The 22,790-nt window shown below is 41.6% G+C and carries 24 protein-coding genes; 16 read left to right on the forward strand and 8 right to left on the reverse strand.

Features of this window, described 5'->3' with window-relative positions; all coding sequences use genetic code 11:
- The 7 genes from PQ461_RS12130 (at position 1) to PQ461_RS12160 (ending at position 7,278) form a co-directional block, all read left to right on the forward strand.
- A complete protein-coding gene (locus PQ461_RS12130) occupies positions 1–1,326 on the forward strand; it encodes a TolC family protein (RefSeq protein WP_274205787.1) in 1,326 nt (441 codons plus the stop codon).
- A gap of 11 nt (positions 1,327–1,337) precedes the next feature.
- The gene (locus PQ461_RS12135) at positions 1,338–2,423 is read left to right on the forward strand and encodes an efflux RND transporter periplasmic adaptor subunit (protein ID WP_274205788.1); all 1,086 of its coding nucleotides are present in this window, start codon (positions 1,338–1,340) and stop codon (positions 2,421–2,423) included.
- A gap of 2 nt (positions 2,424–2,425) precedes the next feature.
- Positions 2,426–3,667: an ABC transporter permease gene (locus PQ461_RS12140; RefSeq protein ID WP_274205789.1), complete on the forward strand. Its 1,242-nt coding sequence runs from the start codon at positions 2,426–2,428 to the stop codon at positions 3,665–3,667.
- A 1-nt stretch (position 3,668) separates the two neighbouring features.
- Positions 3,669–4,349 carry an ABC transporter ATP-binding protein gene (locus PQ461_RS12145; RefSeq protein ID WP_274205790.1) on the forward strand — a complete coding sequence of 227 codons (681 nt, stop codon included), beginning with the start codon at positions 3,669–3,671 and terminating at the stop codon, positions 4,347–4,349.
- Between the two features lie 16 nt (positions 4,350–4,365).
- A complete protein-coding gene (locus PQ461_RS12150) occupies positions 4,366–5,379 on the forward strand; it encodes a sensor histidine kinase (protein ID WP_274205791.1) in 1,014 nt (337 codons plus the stop codon).
- Positions 5,360–6,121 carry a LytR/AlgR family response regulator transcription factor gene (locus tag PQ461_RS12155; RefSeq protein ID WP_274205792.1) on the forward strand — a complete coding sequence of 254 codons (762 nt, stop codon included), beginning with the start codon at positions 5,360–5,362 and terminating at the stop codon, positions 6,119–6,121. Before PQ461_RS12150 ends, PQ461_RS12155 begins: the two co-directional genes overlap by 20 nt.
- Before the next feature lie 335 nt (positions 6,122–6,456).
- Entirely contained in the window at positions 6,457–7,278 is an 822-nt protein-coding gene (locus tag PQ461_RS12160; RefSeq protein WP_274205793.1) for an alpha/beta fold hydrolase, read from the forward strand.
- 140 nt (positions 7,279–7,418) lie between these two features.
- Here PQ461_RS12160 and PQ461_RS12165 read toward each other — a convergent pair whose 3' ends face one another.
- Together PQ461_RS12165 and PQ461_RS12170 are read right to left on the reverse strand one after the other, a co-directional pair.
- Positions 7,419–7,616, reverse strand: a complete 198-nt coding sequence (locus PQ461_RS12165) for an NAD(P)H-dependent oxidoreductase (protein WP_274205794.1) — start codon at positions 7,614–7,616, stop codon at positions 7,419–7,421.
- A 131-nt stretch (positions 7,617–7,747) separates the two neighbouring features.
- Positions 7,748–8,128, reverse strand: a complete 381-nt coding sequence (locus PQ461_RS12170) for a winged helix-turn-helix transcriptional regulator (RefSeq protein WP_274205795.1) — start codon at positions 8,126–8,128, stop codon at positions 7,748–7,750.
- 124 nt (positions 8,129–8,252) lie between these two features.
- On the opposite strand from PQ461_RS12170, the gene PQ461_RS12175 reads away from it, so the two are divergent.
- The 3 genes from PQ461_RS12175 (at position 8,253) to PQ461_RS12185 (ending at position 10,446) form a co-directional block, all read left to right on the forward strand.
- Complete coding sequence (locus tag PQ461_RS12175) at positions 8,253–9,047, forward strand: SDR family oxidoreductase (RefSeq protein ID WP_274205796.1); 795 nt, start codon at positions 8,253–8,255, stop codon at positions 9,045–9,047.
- Positions 9,048–9,070: 23 nt separating this feature from the next.
- Entirely contained in the window at positions 9,071–9,394 is a 324-nt protein-coding gene (locus PQ461_RS12180) for a nuclear transport factor 2 family protein (protein ID WP_274205797.1), read from the forward strand.
- Positions 9,395–9,564: 170 nt separating this feature from the next.
- Entirely contained in the window at positions 9,565–10,446 is an 882-nt protein-coding gene (locus tag PQ461_RS12185; protein WP_274205798.1) for a helix-turn-helix domain-containing protein, read from the forward strand.
- A 42-nt stretch (positions 10,447–10,488) separates the two neighbouring features.
- Here the strand turns inward: PQ461_RS12185 and mnmE are convergent, their stop codons facing one another.
- Positions 10,489–11,859 (reverse strand): tRNA uridine-5-carboxymethylaminomethyl(34) synthesis GTPase MnmE, encoded by a 1,371-nt coding sequence (gene mnmE / locus PQ461_RS12190; RefSeq protein WP_274205799.1) that lies wholly within the window; start codon positions 11,857–11,859, stop codon positions 10,489–10,491.
- Between the two features lie 62 nt (positions 11,860–11,921).
- Between mnmE and PQ461_RS12195 the strand changes: the two genes are divergently transcribed.
- Positions 11,922–12,218, forward strand: coding sequence for a hypothetical protein (locus tag PQ461_RS12195; protein ID WP_274205800.1), 297 nt, complete (start codon positions 11,922–11,924; stop codon positions 12,216–12,218).
- Positions 12,219–12,269: 51 nt separating this feature from the next.
- Here the strand turns inward: PQ461_RS12195 and PQ461_RS12200 are convergent, their stop codons facing one another.
- From PQ461_RS12200 to proS, 3 genes are all read right to left on the reverse strand, one after another.
- A complete protein-coding gene (locus PQ461_RS12200) occupies positions 12,270–13,115 on the reverse strand; it encodes a TIGR02757 family protein (protein WP_274205801.1) in 846 nt (281 codons plus the stop codon).
- A 76-nt stretch (positions 13,116–13,191) separates the two neighbouring features.
- The gene (locus tag PQ461_RS12205) at positions 13,192–14,331 is read right to left on the reverse strand and encodes a cystathionine gamma-synthase (RefSeq protein ID WP_274304008.1); all 1,140 of its coding nucleotides are present in this window, start codon (positions 14,329–14,331) and stop codon (positions 13,192–13,194) included.
- 85 nt (positions 14,332–14,416) lie between these two features.
- Positions 14,417–15,889: a proline--tRNA ligase gene (gene proS / locus PQ461_RS12210; RefSeq protein ID WP_274205802.1), complete on the reverse strand. Its 1,473-nt coding sequence runs from the start codon at positions 15,887–15,889 to the stop codon at positions 14,417–14,419.
- A 101-nt stretch (positions 15,890–15,990) separates the two neighbouring features.
- Here proS and PQ461_RS12215 point away from each other — a divergent pair, with 101 nt between their 5' ends.
- Both PQ461_RS12215 and PQ461_RS12220 read left to right on the forward strand, forming a co-directional pair.
- Complete coding sequence (locus PQ461_RS12215; RefSeq protein ID WP_274205803.1) at positions 15,991–16,875, forward strand: hypothetical protein; 885 nt, start codon at positions 15,991–15,993, stop codon at positions 16,873–16,875.
- A gap of 17 nt (positions 16,876–16,892) precedes the next feature.
- Positions 16,893–18,368, forward strand: a complete 1,476-nt coding sequence (locus tag PQ461_RS12220) for an OmpP1/FadL family transporter (RefSeq protein WP_274205804.1) — start codon at positions 16,893–16,895, stop codon at positions 18,366–18,368.
- 79 nt (positions 18,369–18,447) lie between these two features.
- Here the strand turns inward: PQ461_RS12220 and PQ461_RS12225 are convergent, their stop codons facing one another.
- Positions 18,448–18,927 (reverse strand): Dps family protein, encoded by a 480-nt coding sequence (locus PQ461_RS12225; RefSeq protein WP_274205805.1) that lies wholly within the window; start codon positions 18,925–18,927, stop codon positions 18,448–18,450.
- A gap of 95 nt (positions 18,928–19,022) precedes the next feature.
- Here PQ461_RS12225 and PQ461_RS12230 point away from each other — a divergent pair, with 95 nt between their 5' ends.
- The 3 genes from PQ461_RS12230 to PQ461_RS12240 are packed head-to-tail and all read left to right on the forward strand — an operon-like array spanning position 19,023 to position 21,653.
- The gene (locus PQ461_RS12230; protein ID WP_274205806.1) at positions 19,023–19,781 is read left to right on the forward strand and encodes a DUF4905 domain-containing protein; all 759 of its coding nucleotides are present in this window, start codon (positions 19,023–19,025) and stop codon (positions 19,779–19,781) included.
- A 14-nt stretch (positions 19,782–19,795) separates the two neighbouring features.
- The gene (locus tag PQ461_RS12235) at positions 19,796–21,025 is read left to right on the forward strand and encodes a LysM peptidoglycan-binding domain-containing protein (protein ID WP_274205807.1); all 1,230 of its coding nucleotides are present in this window, start codon (positions 19,796–19,798) and stop codon (positions 21,023–21,025) included.
- On the forward strand, positions 21,018–21,653 hold the full coding sequence (locus PQ461_RS12240; protein WP_274205808.1) for a uridine kinase family protein: 636 nt from the start codon (positions 21,018–21,020) through the stop codon (positions 21,651–21,653). The genes PQ461_RS12235 and PQ461_RS12240 overlap by 8 nt, the downstream gene beginning before the upstream one ends.
- Positions 21,654–21,695: 42 nt before the next feature.
- Here PQ461_RS12240 and PQ461_RS12245 read toward each other — a convergent pair whose 3' ends face one another.
- Positions 21,696–22,715, reverse strand: a complete 1,020-nt coding sequence (locus tag PQ461_RS12245; protein ID WP_274205809.1) for a 3'-5' exonuclease — start codon at positions 22,713–22,715, stop codon at positions 21,696–21,698.
- Positions 22,716–22,790 lie beyond the last annotated feature (75 nt).

Consider the following 22,790-nt stretch of genomic DNA (forward strand, 5'->3'; position numbering starts at 1 on the left):
ATGAAATTATCCACTCGTTTAATTTTTATTTTTTGCAGTTACATCTTTACCTGCGATGTGATGGCGCAGGCCAACAGTGACACACTTAAAATTAGTTCGCTAAAGGCAGCCATTGACATTGCTACGCAACATAACCCTACACAAGCGGTTTATCTGGAACAGATCAGGCAGGCCAGATATAATTACAAAGCTACCCTGGCTACTATCTACCCCAATGCTTCTGCAAGTTTTAATGGTACAGACAACCTTCATTTAGCTGTTACACCCATACCCGGTGAATTGATTGGACATCCAGGCACTGTTTACAATGCGCAGTTTGGGCGCAAATATGTGTATAATACCGGCATTACCTTGTCGAAAAGCTTGTTTGACTGGACAAATATACTGGAGACTAAGATCGCCAGGCAGAACATCGAGTTAAGTAAACTGCAGCAGGATGCCTTTTTACAAACGCTGAAAGAGCAGGTTGCCCGGTTATATTATTCAGCTCTGATTGCGAAAAATGCACTTCTGATTAATAATAAAGACAGCCTTGTGGCAGACAGTATGCTGATTTTATCGCGTCAGCGATTGAACAAGGGCTTGGGGGACCAGTTAGCCGTTAATCAGTCTGCCATTAATTGCCAAAACATAGCGCAGAATAAAGCGCAAAGCAGTCAGCTTTTTAATCAAAGCGTAGAGAATCTTAAAATTTTGCTGGGCGCAGGTGTTAAAACACAACTTGCGTTTTCCGAAGGTCTTAAACTTGATTCGTTACAGGTAATGATTCCCGTGTTGATGCAGCCGGATAAAAGCCTGGGCATTTATCAAAAACAAGCGGATTTGGCAAAGCTGCAGACCGGTTTGACACAGAGCTCGTTTTTACCCAAAATAGCCGTGGTAAGCTATTTAGGCGGTCAGCAGTTCCGCGACAATTTCGGACTGTCTATGGAAAGTAATTCCTGGAATGCGTATCGCTATATCGGCATTAACATCAGTGTGCCCATTTTCACCGGTTTCAGTAATATTAACAAATTCCGGTCTGCTACATCCCAGCAAAAAATAGCTCAACTTCAGTATCAGAACAGCAGTGTACAAAGCGAAATAAACGATCAGCTTACACTTCAAAACGAGGCCACTTATCATATAATGGTTCAATCATCGGCTGTGGCATTTCATCTTTACAGCGATAATCTTTATTTAAACCAGCGAAAATACATAGAAGGTATAGCTGCCATTGATACCTATCTAAAAGCATTTCAAGATTACCTCGCCGCCGAAAATAATTACCTCAATAATCTTTCTCTGTTGCTGTCAAACAGGGCTGTTATCTATTCACGTCAATAAGTTCTATAAATATGAAATATCAATTCCAGCTCGCACTAATATGTATCATTCTTATAAGTGGTTGCAAGCCTAAAAATGAGATCAGGCCCGAAAGAAGAACTATTGTAGATGCTGTATTCGGCAGCGGCCATTTAGAGAATGCAGGGCAATATACCATTATGGCTAATGCAGATGGTTTCATCAGCAAATCTTATGTGCATGAGGGCGACACAGTGCAGGCAGGACAGATGCTTTTTTGTTTAAACAACGATATACAAAATACACAGGTTGCCAACGCATTAACAAATCTCAATTACGCCAAGGCTAACGCTAATGCAGGGTCGCCGCAGATCACACAACTTCAGATACAGATTCTTCAGGGGCGTAAAAAATTATCAGTAGATTCTGCTAACTATGCCCGTTACAGCCGTTTGGTAACAACGAAAGCGGTGTCTGAAAACGATTTTGAAAATGCAAAACTCAATTTCCAAAGTTCTGTTGCCAACCTTAATATACTAAAAAAGAATCTTGACGATCTGTTGCGAAACCTCCGGTTAAATGTGGAGAATGCTGCAGCACAGTATCAACTGCAAAAGGAAAATAATAATTTTTACCAATTGAGCAGTAAAGGACCGGGTGTGGTAATGAATTTGGCTAAAAAGCCAGGAGATTATGTGCGACGCGGTGATGTGATTGCCATGCTGGGAACCGGACATACGGTGATCAAACTGGATATTGCAGAAGAAGATATCAACCGGATCAGGATCGGACAGCGGGTGCTGGTTTCGATGAACAATGAAAAGGATAAAAATTATGAGGCACTGGTTAGTAAAATTTATCCGGCGTTTAACGTGACGGACCAGGCTTTTATTATTGAAGCAATGTTTAAAACAGCTCCTCTGCATCCGCTTAATGGCGCGCAGTTACAGGGTAATATCATTGTTGAGGAAAAGAAAAACGCACTGGTAATTCCCTCATCAGTTGTGGTTAATGATCATTATGTATGGATCAACCGGCAAAAGAGAAAAATAAATACTGGAATCCGGACCCTGGAATGGACAGAAGTAACCGGCGGACTCAGCGGAAATGAGGTGTTAACACTGCCTAATGCCGATTAAAAATGTTAAGTACTAATCTTAAAATAGCAAAGGTGCATCTTACCGCCAAGGTGAGACAAACGTTAGTGGCTATGCTTGGCGTTACGTTTGGTATTTCGATGTATATTTTCATGAACAGCTTTATGGCTGGGGTCAATGATACGCAGACACAGCTTGCCTTTACTTCACTGGCGCATATCCGGGTATACAATGATGGTCCCGCTGATCAAACCAACCTGGTGAGCCGGGCCTACCCTACTCATACAGCAGTATATCTGCGGAACGCAAAATTGATACAGTATACTACAGGCATAAAAAACATACTACCAATTAAGGCACTGGTGCAAAAGCAAAAGAATGTAATAGCTGTTACCCCGCAAGTTAACATCAACGTTTTTTTCCGGAATAGCGGCAATAAGCTGAACGGTATCTTATCCGGTGTAGATGTTGTAAATGAAAACAGTGTATTCGGCATTGCAGACTACATGCTTATAGGTAGATGGAATGATCTCCAATACCGGACAGACGGCATTATACTGGGCGCAGATCTGGCCACCAGCCTGAGCGTAAATATTGATGACAATATTAACATTCTTACGTCTGACGGCATTAGCCATAACTATAAACTGATTGGGATATATCGCACCAACGTTAAATCTGTAGATAAATCAAAAGCTTATATTAATATAGCCTCAGCACGGCAACTACTTTCAGAAAACCAGAATTACGTAACCGACCTTCAGATCAACGTCCGCAATTATGAGCAAACGGCCTCGCTGGTGGCGCGCATTGCCTCGGTGATTCCTTATAAAGTAGAAAGCTGGCAAACGGCAAATCAACAACTTGAAGCCGGTTCGCAGTTACGGAATATCATTGCTATTGCTGTATCACTCACCATACTTATTGTAGCCGGTTTTGGTATCTACAACATCATGAATATGACAATCAATGAAAAGATCAGAGAAATTGCAATACTTAAAGCGATGGGATTTTCCGGAAAGGATATTACAGAAATATTTCTGACACAAGCAGTAGTTATCGGTATAGCCGGAGGTATTGCCGGCATGTTATTGGGATTTGTCATTGCCAAATTGATTAATCATATCCCTTTTCGGCTCGCCGGTCTGGAAACACTACCGATGACTTATCATCTGAAGGACTATCTGATGGCCTTCGTCTTCGGCCTGTTCATAACAACCATCGCTGGTTATCTGCCCGCCAGGAAAGCGTCTAAAATTGATCCTGTAGAAATTATAAGAGGATAGTATGTCAAAAGCAATTGCGTTAAAAGCAGAACAGATCGTCAAATATTTTTATGAGCCTGAAAAGTTTCAGGTTTTAAAAGGTATCAGTATTGAAGTTAATAAAGGTGAGTTTCTGTCCCTTACCGGAAAATCCGGCTCTGGTAAATCTACTTTATTATATGTTTTATCTACCATGGATACCGATTATGAGGGCAGCCTTACAATCAATAGCGAAAAGCTTACAGGACAAACACAAAATGCACTTGCGGCATTCCGCAATGAACATATCGGCTTTGTTTTTCAGTTTCATTACCTGCTGCCCGAGTTTTCCGTTATCGATAATGTGATGTTGCCTGCACTAAAACTTAATAAAAAGCATAAAGATGAAATTGAGTTTAAAGCATTGCAGCATCTTAAACTTTTAGGACTGGAAACACAAGCCCTAAAAATGGCCGGAAAGTTATCCGGGGGGCAGCAGCAACGGGTTGCTATCGCAAGAGCTTTGATCAACGATCCGACAATTATTATGGGCGATGAGCCAACCGGTAACCTCGACTCTAAAAACACCAATGTAGTATTTGAAATTTTTAAAGAGCTAACTAGGGCACAAGGGCAAACTATTATTGCCGTAACGCACGACGATGACTTTGCAAAAAACAGCGACCGTATTATTGATTTGAGCGATGGCACAATTGTAGGATAGTTTTATATTTGATTTGGTGAAAAGATACAATCTGAAGATAGGCCTCCCGGTTTGCCTGCTGATTGCAGTAATGGTGGTAGTGGCCCGGCCATCGATGTTTTCCGGTATTGTCCAATACTTACTGGTAACACTATCTTACTTTATTTTTTCAGTAATTTCCTGGATAAGCAACCAATATTTTATACAGACAGAATATTTCAAAAAAGGAAAATTCAGCAGGTTAACGTTCTTTGCTGTTTCCATTATTTGTGGTTTTTGTTTCTCATTTCTTTTACAATACACTATTACCGGGATGGATAAATTCTTCGGTGGCGCGTCGTTAGGAGATCACAAATTATTGCTTTTACCTATCCTTTTCAGAGGCACACTTTTTAATGTACTGAATGCCTTCCTGGTGTTTCATTTGCATGAAGTAAAAGAAAAAGAACAAAGCCAGCTGGAACTCGCGGCTCTAAAACAGGCGCAACTGCAGGCTGATATGTCCATTTTAAAAGAACAGCTTAGCCCGCATTTCCTGTTTAACGCGTTTAGCAATATTACAACGCTTACCAGGGAACAACCAGTTGCTGATTATGTGCAACATCTGGCCGATGTATACAGGTACCTGCTAAGTCACCAAAAAAAAGATTGCGTATTGCTGCAGGAAGAATTAACTTTTACAGAGTCATATCTTTATATCATTAAAACGCGTTTAGAGCAGGCGATCAGTATTTCGATAGATGTGCCCAAGCATTTTTTAAACTGTAAAATCCCTCCGCTGACACTGCAATTGCTTATGGAAAATGCGATAAAGCATAATATTACATCAACAGCCAGGCCATTAAAGATCAGGCTTTATACTGTTGGAAAGAAATTAATCATCACTAATAATATTCAACTGCGCAGTTCAGTTACTACCTCATCTGGTATCGGGCTTGGTAATATTGCAGATCGTTACCGCCTGCTTTTTAACGAAACCATAAGCATCGAAAAAACGGACGACCTTTTTTTAGTTGCACTACCATTAATTTATGAAAGTACTGATCATTGAAGATGAAGCACCTTTGGCACGTCAACTGGCAGATACGATCAGGCGGATCAACCATGAAGTGACTATTACAGGTATGATAGAATCTGTAGAGGAGGCTATTGGCTGGCTAAATCAAAATGATATGCCTGATCTGATTTTTTCAGATATTCATCTGGCCGACGGGTTGAGTTTTGAAATTTACGAAAAGGTAAAAATTTCATGTCCAATTATCTTTTGTACTGCCTTTGATGAATATTTGCTACAAGCTTTTGAAACCAATGCCATCAGCTACCTGCTTAAACCTGTACAGCCTGATAAAATAAAACAAGCGCTGGACAAACTGGCAATGCTTCGTCAACAGTCTGAAAAAGACATGATAGTTGTTGCACTGCAAAGGCTAATGAGACAGATGAAACCTGCCTATAAAACCAGCCTCCTGATTAATCACAGAGAAAAAATAATTCCTGTTTTAATAAAAGATGTTGCTTACTTCTGTCTGGAAAATACCGTTATTCGGGCACATATGCTGCAACATCAGCAATATTACCTGACCACCAGTTTGGACGAACTCGAAAAAATTATTGATCCCCAAATATTCTATCGCGCCAACCGACAATACCTTATTAACCGGAATGCTGTTACCGGTGTTGAACGATTTTTTTCCCGTAAACTGGCAGTTAAACTATCTGTAGAAACACCGGAAACAATTATAGTGAGTAAAATAAAAGCCGCTGAGTTTTTAGCCTGGTTAGAGGGACAGTGAGCAGCAATAATCTTTTCTTATTTATTTCAGGTTCCATTTAGTCTATTTGTGCATCTATAACCACGGCTCTTACTCATTGTCGCAATCAGCAACTTAAAAAGTTTATCTACTGACTGCAGATATATAGCAAAAGCTATCTATGGCTGGCTTTGAGCCTACTGAATCCATAAATATGGAGCAATGGGACAAATATTGGGTGAAGGGAAAAATGTACAAGAGTGTTGTCTATTTGTCCATTCCCTTTCCATGACATTCTGCCCAACTTTGTACTGTTAACAAACAACAAATATTTCAGACCATAAATCATATATCAACAAACAATTAAAACTAAAACCATGAACAGATTAACAGTAAAAGACGGTACAGAGATTTATTTTAAAGATTTAGGAAAAGGACAGCCTATCTTTTTTCATCATGGCTGGCCACTGTCATCAGACGATTGGGATGCGCAAATGATGTTTTTCCTTGAGCAGGGATTTAGGGTCATCGCCCATGACAGAAGAGGTCATGGCAGATCAACCCAAACCTTCACAGGCAACGATATGGATACTTATGCAGCTGATGTTGCAGAACTGGTGAACTTTCTGGACCTGAAGGACGTGATCCACATCGGCCATTCTACAGGTGGTGGCGAAGCGATAAGATATGCGGCAAAATATGGTAAAGAACGGGTAGCCAAGGTGGTTCTGATCAGTGCCATCACACCTTATATGATCCAGGATGAAAATAATCCGGACGGAGTACCTTTGGCTGTTTTTGACGATATTCGCCACAACACCAGGTTTAACAGGCAACAGTTTTATCAGGATCTTACCATACCTTTCTACGGATATAATCGGGAAGGTGCCGACATCAAAAAAGGAATTCAGGACAATTGGTGGAGACAAGGAATGATGGGAAGCATAAAAGCGCATTATGATTGCATCAAAGTTTTTTCAGAAACTGACTTTACCGAAGATCTGAAAAGTGTAGATTTCCCGGTACTTGTTTTGCACGGTGACGATGATCAGATAGTGCCGTATCAAACCACAGCGGTTAAAGCTGCTCAGTTGTTGAAAAAAGGGAAGCTGATCATATATCCTGGATTTTCACACGGCATGCCAACTACAGAAGCCGAAATTATCAACAAGGATATACTTGAATTCATCAACGCTTAACTTATTGAAGTTAAACAACTAAACCCAAGAGGCATTACCCATGTTTTGGTGCTGTCTCTTGGGTTATAATTTTGGCCTGAATTTCTGAAAAATGAATATGCTGCCATATCACTATTCAAGACAGTCAGACTTATCATTGCTTATGGCGTTGTAAGTTCTATTTCTGCAATAACTTTTTTTTTCAAGGCAGTTTCCTGCAGCCCCAGAATGTTAAGTCCTTCTGCTCGGTATACGGTAACATCGGTCATGCCTAAAAATCCGAGGATGCTTTTAAGATAGGGAACTACAAAATAATGACGTTGGTACGGTCCATCAGAATACTCGCCGCCGGAGGCCACGGCAACATATACCTTTTTACCTGTTATCAGCTCCTTAGCTCACTATAACTTAATGTTTTACCGGCCCGGGCAATATGACCGATCCAAGCCTTAAGCGAAGAATGTATAGTAAATCTTAAACCAATAAGTTATTAATGTTCAGTCTCCGTTTCGGTATGAGCGAATTGTTTTAATATTACTTTTTTCAGGCGATCCTCGTGTTCATCGCCCCAAAGCCCTATAGCATGGATCAATGGTATCAGTGTTATGCCGAATTCCGTCAGGGTGTATTCTACTTTGGGGGGCATAACCGGGTAGATCTTACGCATGACAAGTTCGTGGTCCTCCAGCTCTTTTAGTTGGATATTCAAAACCCTCCTGGAAACATCAGGTATCTTACGCTGTAGTTCACTGGGGCGTTTATGACCCTCATGAATGAACCATAATATCCGGATCTTCCACTTTCCATAAAGTACTTCTCCTACCAGGTCAAGGCCGCAATTAAGATGGGGTAAGATCTTTCGTTCATACATAAATACAAATATAGAGGTACTGCCTGATGTGAACAATAGGGATAAATTTCTCCCTATATGAATCGTAAGCCCGTACTTGTTAGGGGTTTATGTACTACCGAAATTTGTACAAAAACAAATACCTATGAGACACGAATATAATTTCTCAAATGAGCTGGAAAGAAAGATAGCCCTGGTAACAGGAGGAACAAAGGGCGCTGGTAAAGCCATTGCCAAAAATTTGCAGGCGGCCGGTGCAACGGTGATTATCACTGCAAGAAACAAACCTGTAGACGATGATCTGGAACTACATTTTATTCCGGCTGATCTTAGCCATATTGAGGGAACCGAAAAAGTGGTTAGTGAAATACTCACAAAATTTGGCAGGCTGGATATTCTGATCAACAACCTTGGCGGTTCAGATACGCCCGGCGGCGGATTTGGAGTATTAACTAATGAAGACTGGGAAACTTCTATCCGTACAAACCTGCTGGCACCGGTAAGTTTAGACAGAGGCTTTCTGCCGCAAATGCTGGAGCGTGGAAATGGCGTCATTATCCACATAGGTTCAATACAGGGTAAACTTCCATTATACGAATCAACGTTACCCTATGCCGCTGCAAAAGCAGGCCTGATCAATTATAGCAAGGGCCTTTCAAAAGAGGTGGCATCCAAAGGTGTACGTGTGCTCACCGTTTCGCCGGGCTGGATCATGACCGATGCTTCCGAACGAATGATGGAGCGGATCTCCAAAAGCTCGAATATTACTAAAGATGAAGCTACCAATAGCGTGATGCATGCCTTAGGCGGGATACCTATGGGCAGGCCCGCCCAGCCGGAAGAAGTAGCAGATTTAGTTGGCTTCCTGGTCTCGCCGCGAGCTGGCTATTTAACAGGTACCGAATTTGTAATTGACGGCGGAACCATACCAACTATTTAACATATAAATAAATACATACAACCATGAATTTACACAAAGTAGTAGCAAGCTTAGTAGAAGCTCAGAATAATCACGACAGCCTGGCATATGTTGAATGCTTTACAGCTACGGCCATTGTACATGACGAGGGTAAGACCCATAAGGGTAAGAAAGAGATTCAAGAATGGATCGAAAAATCAGATCGTGAATACCACACCGAATTAACGCCGCTTAATTATGAGGGAACGGAGACGGAGAGCTTGTTGTCCGCCGAGGTATCGGGTGAGTTTCCCGGAAGCCCTGCCGTACTTCAGTTTCACTTTGGTTTCAAAGACGGCCTCATCAGCTCATTGAGTATAACCGGATGATCAGGGAAAGATAAGCATACCAATCGCTGTTTTGAAAGTTATCATCTTTCCAAATAACTTTAAAGCGTTTCAACAACACTTGCCTGCCGGAGTTCGGACCGTCAGGCAAGTTCATTAAGAACATAAAGCCGGCATACATTACTTGTTTAAGTTATTATCATCATACGAACATGAAACAAAATATTTTTGACGCAAGCCTTAAAACCATAGGATTGATACTTGTAAATACCGAAAGTCTTGATATGATCAATTCTGATACTTATAAGGCTTATATCAAAGTCATGTACCTGCCTAAAGGATGCAAAATAAAAGTGGATTTTAACATTTATGAGACCGAATGCCCGGCGCTGTTTTTTATCAGCCCTAACCAGATTTTAACGATAGAGAATTTATGTTCCGAATCAGGCTATTTTATATTTTACAACCGTGACTTCTATTGTATCCAGATACATGACGAGGAGGTTGCCTGCGATGGCTTGTTGTTCAATAATATTCACAATATGCCAATGACGGCCGTACCTGAGCATGAGGCTACCTTTATTGATCATCTTTTCATTCAGATAGAGAATGAATTTACGCTTAAAGACTCTTCACAGGAGGAAATGCTCCGAACCTATTTAAAACAACTGCTTATTAAATCTACCCGGTTGTGGAAACAGCAGCATCTGGGCGGCGTGCTCAGTGACCCAAATAATGACCCAGATTCTTTCAGGCGATTTACGCAATTGGTTGATGCACATTACAAAGAAAAACACACAGTTGCTGACTATGCCGACCTAATGTTGATTGCACCTAAAACTCTTACGCAAAGGTTTAAACGCATGAACTTGCCGCAGCCAAATGAGGTAATCAAAAACCGCATTATTTTGGAGGCTAAAAGGCTTTTGGTGCATACGGCTATGTCTGCTAAAGAAATAGCTTACGAATTGGGTTACGATGACCCTGCCTATTTTAGCCGGTTGTTCTTCATAAAAACCGGGGAATCGCCTTCCGGTTTTAAGTCAAAATATCTCGCACAAAAGAGCGGAGAGGCTGCTGATCTTCCCGGCTGATCCTCATCAAGCCGCTTACCTCCACGTATAATGTGACAATCACTACTTTCCGATACAGAACTTACTAAATATATTTTCCAGCAAATCGTCTGTGGTAACTGTACCTGTAATTTCGCCTAAGTAATGTAGTGCTTGTTTAATGTCTATTGCTAAAAAGTCTGATGTAATCGGATTGTTGATACCATACAATACTTTGCTTAATGCTTCTTCAGTTTTTTGCAGTGCTTCCAAGTGGCGAATGTTAGTTACCAAAGTTTCGTCGCCTGTGAGATCGCTCTTTATTGCTGTATGGTAGATCTTGTTCTTTAGCTCTTCAATATGCTGTTTCTCTTTAGCCGATACACTGATGACATTTTCTAATGCCGGTAATTCTGAAACCTCTTCATCGGTTAACAGATCAATCTTATTAGCCACAATCAGCATTGGCATACCGGGCCTTTTCAGGCTTTCAATATCTGCGCTTAAATCTTTCTGAGTTGTTTGAGATGCATCGAATACATAAACCAATATTGCCGACTGATTGATTTTTTCCATTGTTTTTTGTACCCCAATGGCTTCAATGGTATCTGTTGCTTCTCTTATACCAGCTGTATCTGTAAGCCGGAAATTGATACCGTTGATATTTAAGATCTCTTCAATGGTATCTCTGGTTGTACCCGCTATATGGCTTACAATTGCCCGCTCCTCATTCAACAGCGTATTCAGCAAAGTGGATTTACCAGCATTAGGCCTACCGGCAATTACGGTATTGATGCCGTTTTTTATGGCGTTGCCCAGCTCAAATGATTGGATCAGTCGGCCGAGTATATTCAGTATATCCACAACCAATTGCTTTAACTGGTCGCGGTTGGCAAACTCTACGTCTTCTTCCGAAAAGTCGAGCTCTAATTCAATTAATGATGCAAAGTGGACCAGTTGCTCGCGCAGGCCTTTTAGCTGATTGCTAAAACCTCCGCGCAACTGCTGCATGGCCGTTTGCTGCGAAGCTTTTGAGTTAGCTGCAATCAAATCTGCAACTGCCTCTGCCTGTGAGAGATCGAGCTGACCATTTAAGAAAGCTCTTAAAGTAAATTCGCCGGGTTGTGCAGCACGTGCTCCTTTACGAATCAGTAACTTAATTACAGATTCAATGATATATGCTGAACCGTGACACGATATCTCAACAACGTTTTCCCTAGTGTATGATCTGGGAGCAATAAAAAGCGATACCAGTACTTCGTCTAAAATGACATCTCCGTCAACGATGTGCCCAAAATGTATGGTATGCGAAGGTTGTTGAGTTAAGTCTTTACCCTTAAAAACTTTTTGGATAATGCTTAATGCCTCCAGGCCTGACAACCGAATAATACCAATTGCACCTGAACCATTAGGAGTGGCAAGCGCCACAATAGTATCGTTAGTATGATAAATCATTTACTACAAAAGTCGTGATAAATTGTTGTTAATGAATATAACACTGATATATTTACCTATACATGAAATTTACCCGGGTACTTACCATATTTACCGTGATGCTGCTGTTCATGACTGCCGGCTTTCTGAGCATCATTAATGTTCAGCATGGCAACCAGCAACTCGGCGAGATAGTGCGGTTTTTCACCCCTGTTTTTAGGGTGTCCATGTACCCCTTTGTTTATCTGTCTTTGTTTATAAAGGCTAATGTCATACTCGGTTTTGTCGGTTTTGTACTTGATGTCTTATTATATTCTATCATTGTAGAATTCCTCATCATTGGAATTAATTATCTGAGAAACAGATATAATTTAATTTAACATAGTTAACTACCTTTGAAGAAGAGTATTCAATATTAATTACCTTAATACCTACAGGCCAAAACCAAACTTTTCTTCTATTCCTAACCCAAATAAGGCAAAATCATATTTTACGGGATCGAGCGGATCAAACTGGCGCAGGTGTTCTGTGAGTTCAACAGCAGTTTGCCAATCGGTTTGTTTGCGGGTTATTAGTTTTAGATTTCTTGCTACACGGTCTACGTGTAAATCGCAGGGCATAATAAGTTCTGCAGGTTTCAACCTGTTCCATAGTCCAAAATCAACACCGCAATCATCTTTACGCACCATCCATCTTAAAAACATATTCAGTCGCTTACAGGTTGATTTTTGTGATGGCGATGAAATATGTTTTTTAGTGCGGTGCGGATAGTCGGGTAATGAAAAGAAATATGAGCGAAAATGATTGAGGGATGATTCAACCCCCTGCCCCCCTAAAGGGGGAATAAAAGATTTATATTTAGAATGAGGCAATTGAGATTCTACCTCCCCCTTTAGGGGGGCGGGGGGCTTCAAAAAAGCATCCTCCAGGCTGTCGAAATTCTCGTAATGATACCTGAAAAACTGAATAAAATACAGCGTATCGGTATCGTTAAATGTGCGGTGTTTAAAGGTTAAAAGCTTTTTCAGATCCGGTTCCTGGTGATTGATAATAAAATCATAAGGAGCGCCATCCATAAGTGTTATGAGTTCACGGCATTTTTTGATGATGGTAACACGCTGTCCCCAAGCTAATATTGCCGCCCAAAAGCCCATGATCTCAATGTCTTGTTTCAGGGTAAAGCTATGGGGAATTACAATCGGGTCGTTTTCTATAAACTCGGGACGGTTGTATTGCGCAACCTTAGCATCAAGAAAAGCTTTAACGTCGTGAATCATTTTTTTTAGTATCAAGTAGCAAGTAGCAGGTATCAAGTACCAATGTAGCTTGATACTTGATACTAATTACCCGATACTAAGAAAGCGCTTTTTCCAGATCTTCCAATAAATCGTCAATGTCCTCTACCCCAACGCTTAAACGCAAAAGGTTATCCACTACACCTGCTGCTTCGCGTGTTTCTTTAGGGATAGAAGCATGCGTCATTGTAGCTGGGTGATTGATCAGGGACTCTACTCCTCCCAATGATTCGGCCAGTGTAAATACTTTAAAGTTTGATGCAATGCGGAAGGTTTCTTTCAAGTCCGCATCCTTCAAAACAATGGAAATCATGCCGCCAAAATCGCGCATTTGCTTAGCAGCAATATGATGGTTCGGATGATCTGTAAAACCTGGCCAGTAAATCTTATCAACCTTTGGATGTGTTTTTAAAAACTCGGCTACCTTACGCCCGTTCTCACAATGCGCTTTCATACGTAGATGAAGTGTTTTAATACCACGCAGTACCAGGAAACTGTCCATCGGTCCGGGAGTAGCACCGCATGAGTTGTAAATGAACCATAAGCGTTTATACAATTCATCGTCGTTCAGCATTAATGCACCCATTACTACGTCAGAGTGGCCTCCAATGTATTTAGTAACCGAGTGCATTACAATATCGGCACCCAAGTCTATCGGGTTTTGCAGATATGGCGATGCAAAAGTATTATCAACTACAAGTTTCAGATTATGTGCTTTTGCTTTTTGTGCAATCGCTTCAATATCTACCACCTGCATGGTTGGATTAGTTGGCGTTTCAATCCAGATCAGTTTGGTGTTTTCGTTCACATACTGATCAATAATTGCAGGATCAGACAGGTCAAGAAAATGATACTTGATGCCGTAATTAGCAAAGATCTTGGTGAAGATACGGTAAGAGCCACCGTAAAGGTCGTTGCCGGTGATTACTTCGTCGCCCGGTTGTAATAGCTTCATTACAGCATCGGTAGCACCCATGCCACTTGAGAATGCCAAACCATATTTTGCATTTTCTAAAGCAGCCAGACAGTCTTCAAGTGCCTGACGGGTTGGGTTCGTTCCGCGAGAGTACTCGTAACCCTGGTTATCGCCCGGCGCTTTTTGCCAGTAAGTCGACGTTTGGTATATCGGTGTCATTACCGCACCTGTTGATGGATCGGGCTCCTGCCCTGCATGTATAGCTTTAGTTGCGAATTTCATTGTACGTTCCGCGGTCCATAGTCGATAGTTCATGGACCATAGTTTTAAATTTAAAAATACCATGGACTATCAACCATGGACTAACTTAATATGCCCTTGCAAATAATACCCTTTGGCTTGATGGTTTGCCGGTAAGGATACATTTGCCTTCCTCTTGTTTGTTGTTTAAAGGTATACAACGGATTGTAGCCTTGGTTTCGTCTTTAATACGTTGCTCTGTTTCTGGTGTACCGTCCCAATGTGCTGAAAGGAAGCCCGGCTTTTCGTCAAGTAAGCGTTTAAATTCTTCGTAATCGTTTACTTCCGTGGTATTCTTTTCGCGGAATTTGAAAGCTTTTTCAAAGATGTTTTTTTGAATCTCTTCCAGTAAGCCTTCAATACGGCCAGCCAAACCCTCCTGTGCAACGGTTTCTTTAGTTTTAGTATCACGGCGTGCAAGTTCAACCGTACCGTTTTGCATATCGCGGCTGCCTATGGCCACACGTAACGGAACACCTTTCAGTTCGTATTCTGCAAATTTGAAACCAGGGCGCTGTGTGTCGCGGTCATCAAATTTAACCGAAATACCTTTTGCTTTCAGTTCGGCACTTAAACCGTTCACATAATTACGTATGTTTTGCAGCTCTTCATCGTGTTTGTAAATCGGCACTACAACCACCTGTATAGGCGCCAGCATTGGCGGAATCACCAAACCAGCATCATCAGAGTGCGACATGATCAATGCCCCCATTAAACGGGTGGACACCCCCCATGAAGTAGCCCAAACGTAATCGAGCTTGTTTTCTTTATCGGTAAACTTCACATCAAAAGCTTTGGCAAAATTCTGCCCTAAAAAGTGCGATGTGCCTGCCTGCAGGGCTTTACCATCCTGCATTAAGGCCTCTATACAATAAGTATCAAGGGCGCCGGCAAAGCGCTCGTTTGGCGTTTTTCGGCCTTTTACCACCGGTACTGCCAGCCAATTTTCAGCAAAGTCGGCATATACGTCCAACATTTGCTCGGCCTCTGCAATCGCCTCATCGGCAGTGGCATGGGCAGTATGGCCTTCCTGCCATAAAAATTCGCTTGTACGTAAAAACAGACGGGTACGCATTTCCCAGCGTACAACATTTGCCCATTGGTTAACCAGGATAGGCAAATCGCGGTATGATTGTATCCAACCTTTATAAGTATTCCAGATAATGGTTTCAGAAGTTGGCCTTACAATTAATTCTTCCTCTAATTTGGCTTCTTCATCAACAATAATATTACCTTCGCCGTCGTTCTTTAAACGGTAATGTGTTACAACAGCACATTCTTTGGCGAAACCTTCCACATGACTGGCCTCTTTTGAGAAGAATGATTTAGGTATAAATAGCGGAAAATAAGCATTGCTGTGCCCCGTGTCTTTAAACATTTTGTCTAACACGGCCTGCATTTTCTCCCAGATTGAGTAACCGTATGGTTTGATGATCATACAGCCCCTAACCGGAGAATACTCAGCTAAATCAGCTTTTATTACTAAGTCATTAAACCATTGTGAATAATCTTCGTCTTTACTGATGATCCCCTTGCTCATAATGTATATTGTGGAATAGAATTTGACTATTGAAATATGTTAAATAGTCGCCAAATTTATAAATTTTAACTTTATTTGAATTCTGATTTAATCATTACAAGATGAAACGCAATATATTTCGTGGAGCGGTGCTGTTTGCCATTGTGGCATTAGCTTCATGTTCAACACAAAAGATGGCGTCAAACGCGACAGCGGATGATGACGTTTACAACACCAAGGCAAAAGCCGGTGACCAAATGGACATGCCTATCACCTATCGTCAGGACATGTATGCAAATGGTGGAGACAACGGCAACGGTGCAGATGACGACTACTATTACTATGATAGCTACGCATCGCGCATCAACCGTTTTAATTACAGCACACCTTTTAATTACTATGACGATTACTATTACTACGACTACAATTCTCCGGCAACTTATGGCGGACTTGGACTTAACTCTTACGCCTATGGCGGTTATGGCTTAAGTTTGGGTATCGGCCTGGGTTATGGTTATGGCTACGGATATCCGTATTACGGATTAGGCTTTGGCTACGGTTATGGTGGTTACCCTTATGGTTTAGGTGGTTACTATGGTTATTCGCCCTATTCTGTTTGGGGCGTAGGCTATGGTGGTGGTTATCCATTCTGGGGGGTATACTCCGCTTATGGTTACGGTTCTGCCCGTGGCGGACTTGCACGTCCTTTCCGTGGTTCGGGTGCGCCGGTTTCAGGTATGGCCAACCGCTCTGTACGTGGTATAGGTTACGGCGGCGCTTACCCTAATGCAGGTTATTATCCTGGCCGTGGTACCAACTCCATGAACGGAAGAGGTAATTATGGTGGTAATGGTGTAAGGCAGATGCGCCCTTCACGTAGCGATTACCCTGCTTACCGTCCGGATAATACAAGTACAACACGTGGTAATTCGTTTCCAAGCGGTGGCGGCAACAGTGGTGGTGGCCGTAGCAGCGGCGGAGGCGGCGGCCGTCCATCAAGACCTTAATCTAAAGCACATTATCAATGAAAATCAAATATTTACTTAGCACAGTTGCTATAGTAGCAATTGCACAAACAACTTACGCCCAGTATGCGCAGGACGCATTAAGGTTCTCAACCTTTCAGCCAGGTGGAACGGCACGCATAAAAGCCTTGGGTAACGCTGGTACTGCTATAGGCGGCGACCTTAGCTCTATCAGTAATAACCCGGCGGGTTTGGGCTTTTTTACGCACTCTGAATTAAGCATTACGCCAGAGTACAATGGCTCAAAAGTGAAAGCCAATTATTTTGGTAACCCTACACAGGCTACCAAAAACAGTGGAAACCTGAGTAATGCTGCCGTTGTATTTTATGCACCTGTAAATACACCAAAAGGTGCTGATAAAAACAAGGGCTGGCTTAGCGTTAACTTTGGCGCTGCTTACGCCCGTACCAATAACTTCTATCAAAATACCTATTACAACGGTGTAAACCCAAGTAGCTCTATTGCAAATTATTATGCTGAGCAGGCATTTAATTCCGGTATTGATCAAAGCATTTTACCAGGATGGGCTTATGACCAGAATTTAATTGATAAAACTGCCAACGGTACCAACTACCGTAGTAATGCATTGAGCGGTGTAAACCAGGCAAAAACTACTTACAGCACAGGCGGGCAATCAGAAGTTGACCTGGCTGTAGGTGCTAATTATAGCAATAAATTTTATTTGGGCTTGAGCTTGGGCATTACTGACCTTCGTTACAATACCACGAGTTATTTTGACGAAACCGGTACTGCATCTATTTTAGAAGGTAACCCGGGCGTGCCTACTAACCGTGCCTATGCTTCAACGTACACGCAAGATCAGGTGACGAGAGGTACTGGCTTTAATTTGAAATTAGGCTTTATATACAAACCAGTAGACGCATTACGTATTGGTGCCAGCATTGCAACCCCTACCTGGTACAATATTGATGACAGTTATGGTGAAAGCTTAGCTACCCGTTATACAGGCAATGCAAATGCTGGCGGTGCAGCCGGTACTGGTGGCGACCCGTATACATTAAGCTATAACCTGCGTACGCCTTTCAGGGCATCAGGTGGTGTAGCGGTATTTATTAAAGATTATGGCTTTATTACAGGTGATGTAGAATATCTGGATTACTCAAGCATACATCTTGACTACGATGGTGCCCAGGCAGACAATAATGATATTAAAACGCTTTATAAGTCTGTAGTAAACGCGCACGTTGGCGCCGAGATCAGGGCACAGCAACTGTATTTCAGAGGTGGTTATGGCTTGCAAGGCAATCCATTAAAACAATATGGCGGTAACATTAACACTGCAAGTGGTGGTATCGGCTATCGTTTTAGCAGCTATTATATCGATGCTACCTATCAACATGTTACGGGCAACAGCGTAGCATTCCCATATGAGCTGGCAACAGCCACAAGCTATGGCGCTAACTTAAAAAGCACTTATAACAATGTGTTTTTAACACTCGGCTTGAAATTTTAAATAAATAAATATTATTCCATAATAAAGCCCGTTCATTTATATTGAACGGGCTTTCTATTTATATTACAGGTTTACCCTTTTAATCTTCGTTTACGAACGAGCGCAGCATCCAGGTGTTTTTCTCCTTAAATTGCATAAAGCGGTTAACCATATCGTTAGTACCGTCGTCGCCTGCTTCAGCAGTAAGATCCATAATCTCACGTTCCATTTCAATCAAGGCAGCCATATCTTCTATAATGGCCTTCACCATGTCAACATCTTTTAAGCCAATGGTATTAATTTCCTTCAACTTTGCTGTACTGATATAATCATGGAATGTACTGATTGGCGGCTTACCTAATGACAATATACGTTCTGCAAGTTCATCAATGGTAGTTAAAGCCGCAGTATAAAGCTCTTCAAATTTAACGTGTAGGGTAAAAAAGCTTTTGCCTTTTACATTCCAGTGGCAGCCACGCAGTTTTTGATAGTGGATATGATAGTTAGCAAGGTAGACATTCAGATGGTCTACAACCGGTTTTACTTTGCCTTCTTCGAGGCTGATTTTATTTGCGTCCATAGTGATATATAGTTGAATGTAAAACGCAGGTTTTAGGCCTTTGTTCATTACAAATTTAACCTATTAACTATAATATTGATATTTGTAATCTCTATATGGTAATTAAAATAGTTATTAGTGAAACCTTCGATGCTCCAGTTTGGCGCATGCAGATAGACGAGCAAAAAGATGTCCTTATTGCTGAGATACGCGACGTGGTAAATAAGCAGGTTAGCTTCTCCTCTATCAGCTTAAATCCGGCTGTTGTCAATTTCAAAGACTTAGGTTTTCATGACCGATGGCTTACCGGGTTAGAAGCCGCAAAGGATGGCGTGATACTGCTACATGGATTTCAGTCGGACATATTGCCATTACATAAGGGGCTTTTCGGAATAGACAGCCATAGTGGCGAAATGCTATGGGCAGATTATAACCTGACATTTGAACGCGTGGCAGATGATGGGATAATTGCTTCTGATAGCCGTATACAGCCCAAAAAGTTATTTAAAATAGATCACAAAACCGGCCAGCGTGTAGAAGATGTAACTCATGTAGAATACTTTAACAGCCAAATCCGTGTTCCCGAGCTGATACCAGCAGATAAGTTACCCGCGCACTTAAAGCCATTAACGCCAGAGGGAAATATGGCACATTACCTAAGGCACAATGATTTTGAAATTGTATCTTTGCACGCGCTTAACCGGGACAAGCTACATCAGTTTTTATTTATCTGGGACAGAGGCCATAACCTAGTTTTTGAGGATATTATTAATGACGATATACAAAAACTGCAACCCGAGGCGTTTATCAACTATAAAAATCAGTTAATATGGTTAAAAAACCGTAATAACTTAAAAGTTATAAATCTGTATTAGACAGTATACCCCGTATGAATTTAAAAGCATTATTGCTGATCCTATCTTTAACTGCCATAAGTGCCGTAACATTTGCACATCCGGTTATCGATTCGATTGGTGTTGAAAACCAAAACGGTAAAAAAGTAATCCTGCATAAAGTTTCAGCAAAAGACACCTACTACGGCATAGCCCGCAAATACAATGTAAAACCACAAGCGGTTGTTCAATTTAATAATAACGCCGCTTTGCATGTTGGCGATGTGGTAAAAGTCCCAACCGAACTTCCTTTTGTAACGGCTACAGCACAAGCTAATCCACCCGCCCCTGCTAACCAGTCTGGCGCTCCGGCGGCCAACACAGCACAAACAGGTGCCACCATCCAATACAAAGTTGCCCAGCACGAATATTTGTACGGTATTGCCAAGCGTTTTAATACAACAGTTGAGGATATTAAAGCCCTGAATAATTTAACAAGTAATAATTTGCAGCCTGGCCAGATCCTTAACATTCACCAGGGAGGTAGCACACAAACGGCTACACCGCAAACAACTGCGGCAGCGCCTCAGCAACAACCCGTTGCACAGGCACCTACCCCGGCTGTTACTCAGCCAACCCCAACTACAGATCAAACGGGTGATAATAGCAACGTAACAACAAATCCCGACGGCAGCATACAATATAAGGTTACCAAACGCGAATACCTGTACAGCCTTGCTAAACGTTTCAATACTACAGTTGAAGATATTAAAAACACAAACAATCTAAAAAGCAGTTCCCTTAGAGTTGGACAGGTATTAACCATCCATCAGGGTAACGCACAAGCCGTCAATACGGCTACTGCACAGCAGCCACCTGTACAAAACCCTATTCAACAAGCAGCTTCATCCATACCTGATACAACTAAGCGTGATACTACACATATCAACAGTATCGCCGACAGTATAAATGTTGAACACAAAGCACCATCGCGTTATGGCCTTTTCGAAAAAAACGAAAAAGGGGTAGCTACCTGGATGGATGACCCTTCACTCGACTCAAATAAAAAACTGATACTACACCGCACTGCTCCTGTGGGTACAGTAATGAAAATTACCAATCCCATGACTAACCGTACAACTTTTGCAAAAGTTGTTGGTACTTTTACAGACAATGAACAAACTAAAGATGTGATCATTGTAATGACTAAAAGTGTTGCAGAGTCGCTTGGCGCATTAGATAAGCGTTTTCGTGTAAATATCAGTTACGGCGTAGCTAATGAATAAACCTTATATTATTGGAATTGCCGGCGGAAGCGGGTCTGGCAAAACCTTTTTTCTAAAATGCTTTCTGGAACACTTTAAGCCAGAAGAAGTATGCCTGGTATCGCAGGATGATTATTATATTCCGGTTGCTCATAACATGACACCGGAAGAAAATAAGCTTTATAATTTTGATTTACCAGATACCATTGATGAGCAGCACTTTTTTGATGATATTAAAAAGCTGATCAATAATGAAGTGGTCTACAAAACCGAATATACTTTCAACAACCCGAACGCAACGCCGAAAATATTAGAAGTAAAACCGGCTCCTATCCTAATTGTCGAAGGATTATTTATCCTGCATTTTAAAGGCATTGCCGACCTGCTGGATATGCGGATCTTTATAGATACCGAAGAGGATGTTGCTTTACAACGACGTTTAAAACGGGATCTGTTAGAGCGTGGTTATTCGCATGATGATGTGATGTACAAGTGGATCAACCATGTTGTACCCGCCTATAAAGAGTTTCTTTTACCTTACCGCCAGGAGTGCGATAAGGTAATCACAAATAACACGCACGTAGCCGAGGACATTATTGCCATTACTGATGAGATCAGTAAAGAGCTTCGCGAAAAAGTATTAGTGTAACGAGAAAGGCTGCAATCGCAGCCTTTTCTTATTTTCTTGTAATTAACTTTTCTTAAACTTATTGGCCAATGCTTTAAGCATGTCGTCGTTCACTGGCTTTGCAGGTTCTTCCTTTTTACGGTACTGCTGGTTGTTTTGTTGATTTTGGTGATAAGGCTTGTTAAATGTACGTTCGCCTGCAGGCCTTTGCTGTTGCGGCTGATTTTCAACCGGCTTATTTTGCTGCTGTGGCTGTACAGGTTTCGGGCGTGCAGCTTTAGCTTCATTCCAGCGCTTGTAAATCTGTTCAAGCCTACGTTTAGTGTATAAAGGAAAATCTCCCTGCATCATCCACGAATAATAGCTTGGCTCCATATCAAACACATCTTCTACCTTACGGCCTTTATGCTTTCCAAAATTGAATACCTCGTGCCCGTCAGCATTAAATACCATACGGCCAGCAAAGTCAACCACCTTGTTCAGGTTAGTAAAATGGTGTAATGCTTCAACATCGTTTACAACAGGCACGTAGCGGTTACCCTGTTTGTCTTCAAATTCTGTTGTCTCGTAGCGTACCAACTGCGCCAAAAATACTTCCATCGTAGCACGGGTATCTGCCTCGGCAGAGTGTGCATTAATGATATCTTTCTCGCAGTAAAATTTGTAAGCAGCTTTCAGCGTACGCTGCTCCATCTGGTGAAAGATGTTTTGAATGTCAACCAGGTGGCGGTTTTCCAGATCAAAATGAACACCTGCACGCAGAAATTCTTCCATTAGCATAGGCACGTCAAACTTGTTGGAGTTAAAACCAGCCAGGTCACTATCGCCGATAAACTGTGCTATATCAGGTGCAATTGATTTAAAGGTAGGTGCATTGGCTATATGCTCGTCGTAAATACCGTGTATCAGCGAACTTTCGTATGGTATCGGCATTTCGGGATTAATCCGATGGGCTATTACTTCTTCACTACCATCAGGCAGCATTTTTATAATAGCAATTTCTACAATGCGGTCGCTGCCTATGTTTGTACCTGTTGCTTCCAGGTCGAAAAAAGCAAGCGGGCGTTTTAAATTTAATTTCATTCCGATTTATTCTGCTGCAAAAATCGGAAAAAAGTATTACTTAATTACTTACAATAATTTTAAAAAAAGTGGTAA

Origin of the sequence: Mucilaginibacter sp. KACC 22063 (assembly GCF_028736115.1) — a bacterium.
Taxonomy (GTDB): Bacteria; Bacteroidota; Bacteroidia; order Sphingobacteriales; family Sphingobacteriaceae; genus Mucilaginibacter.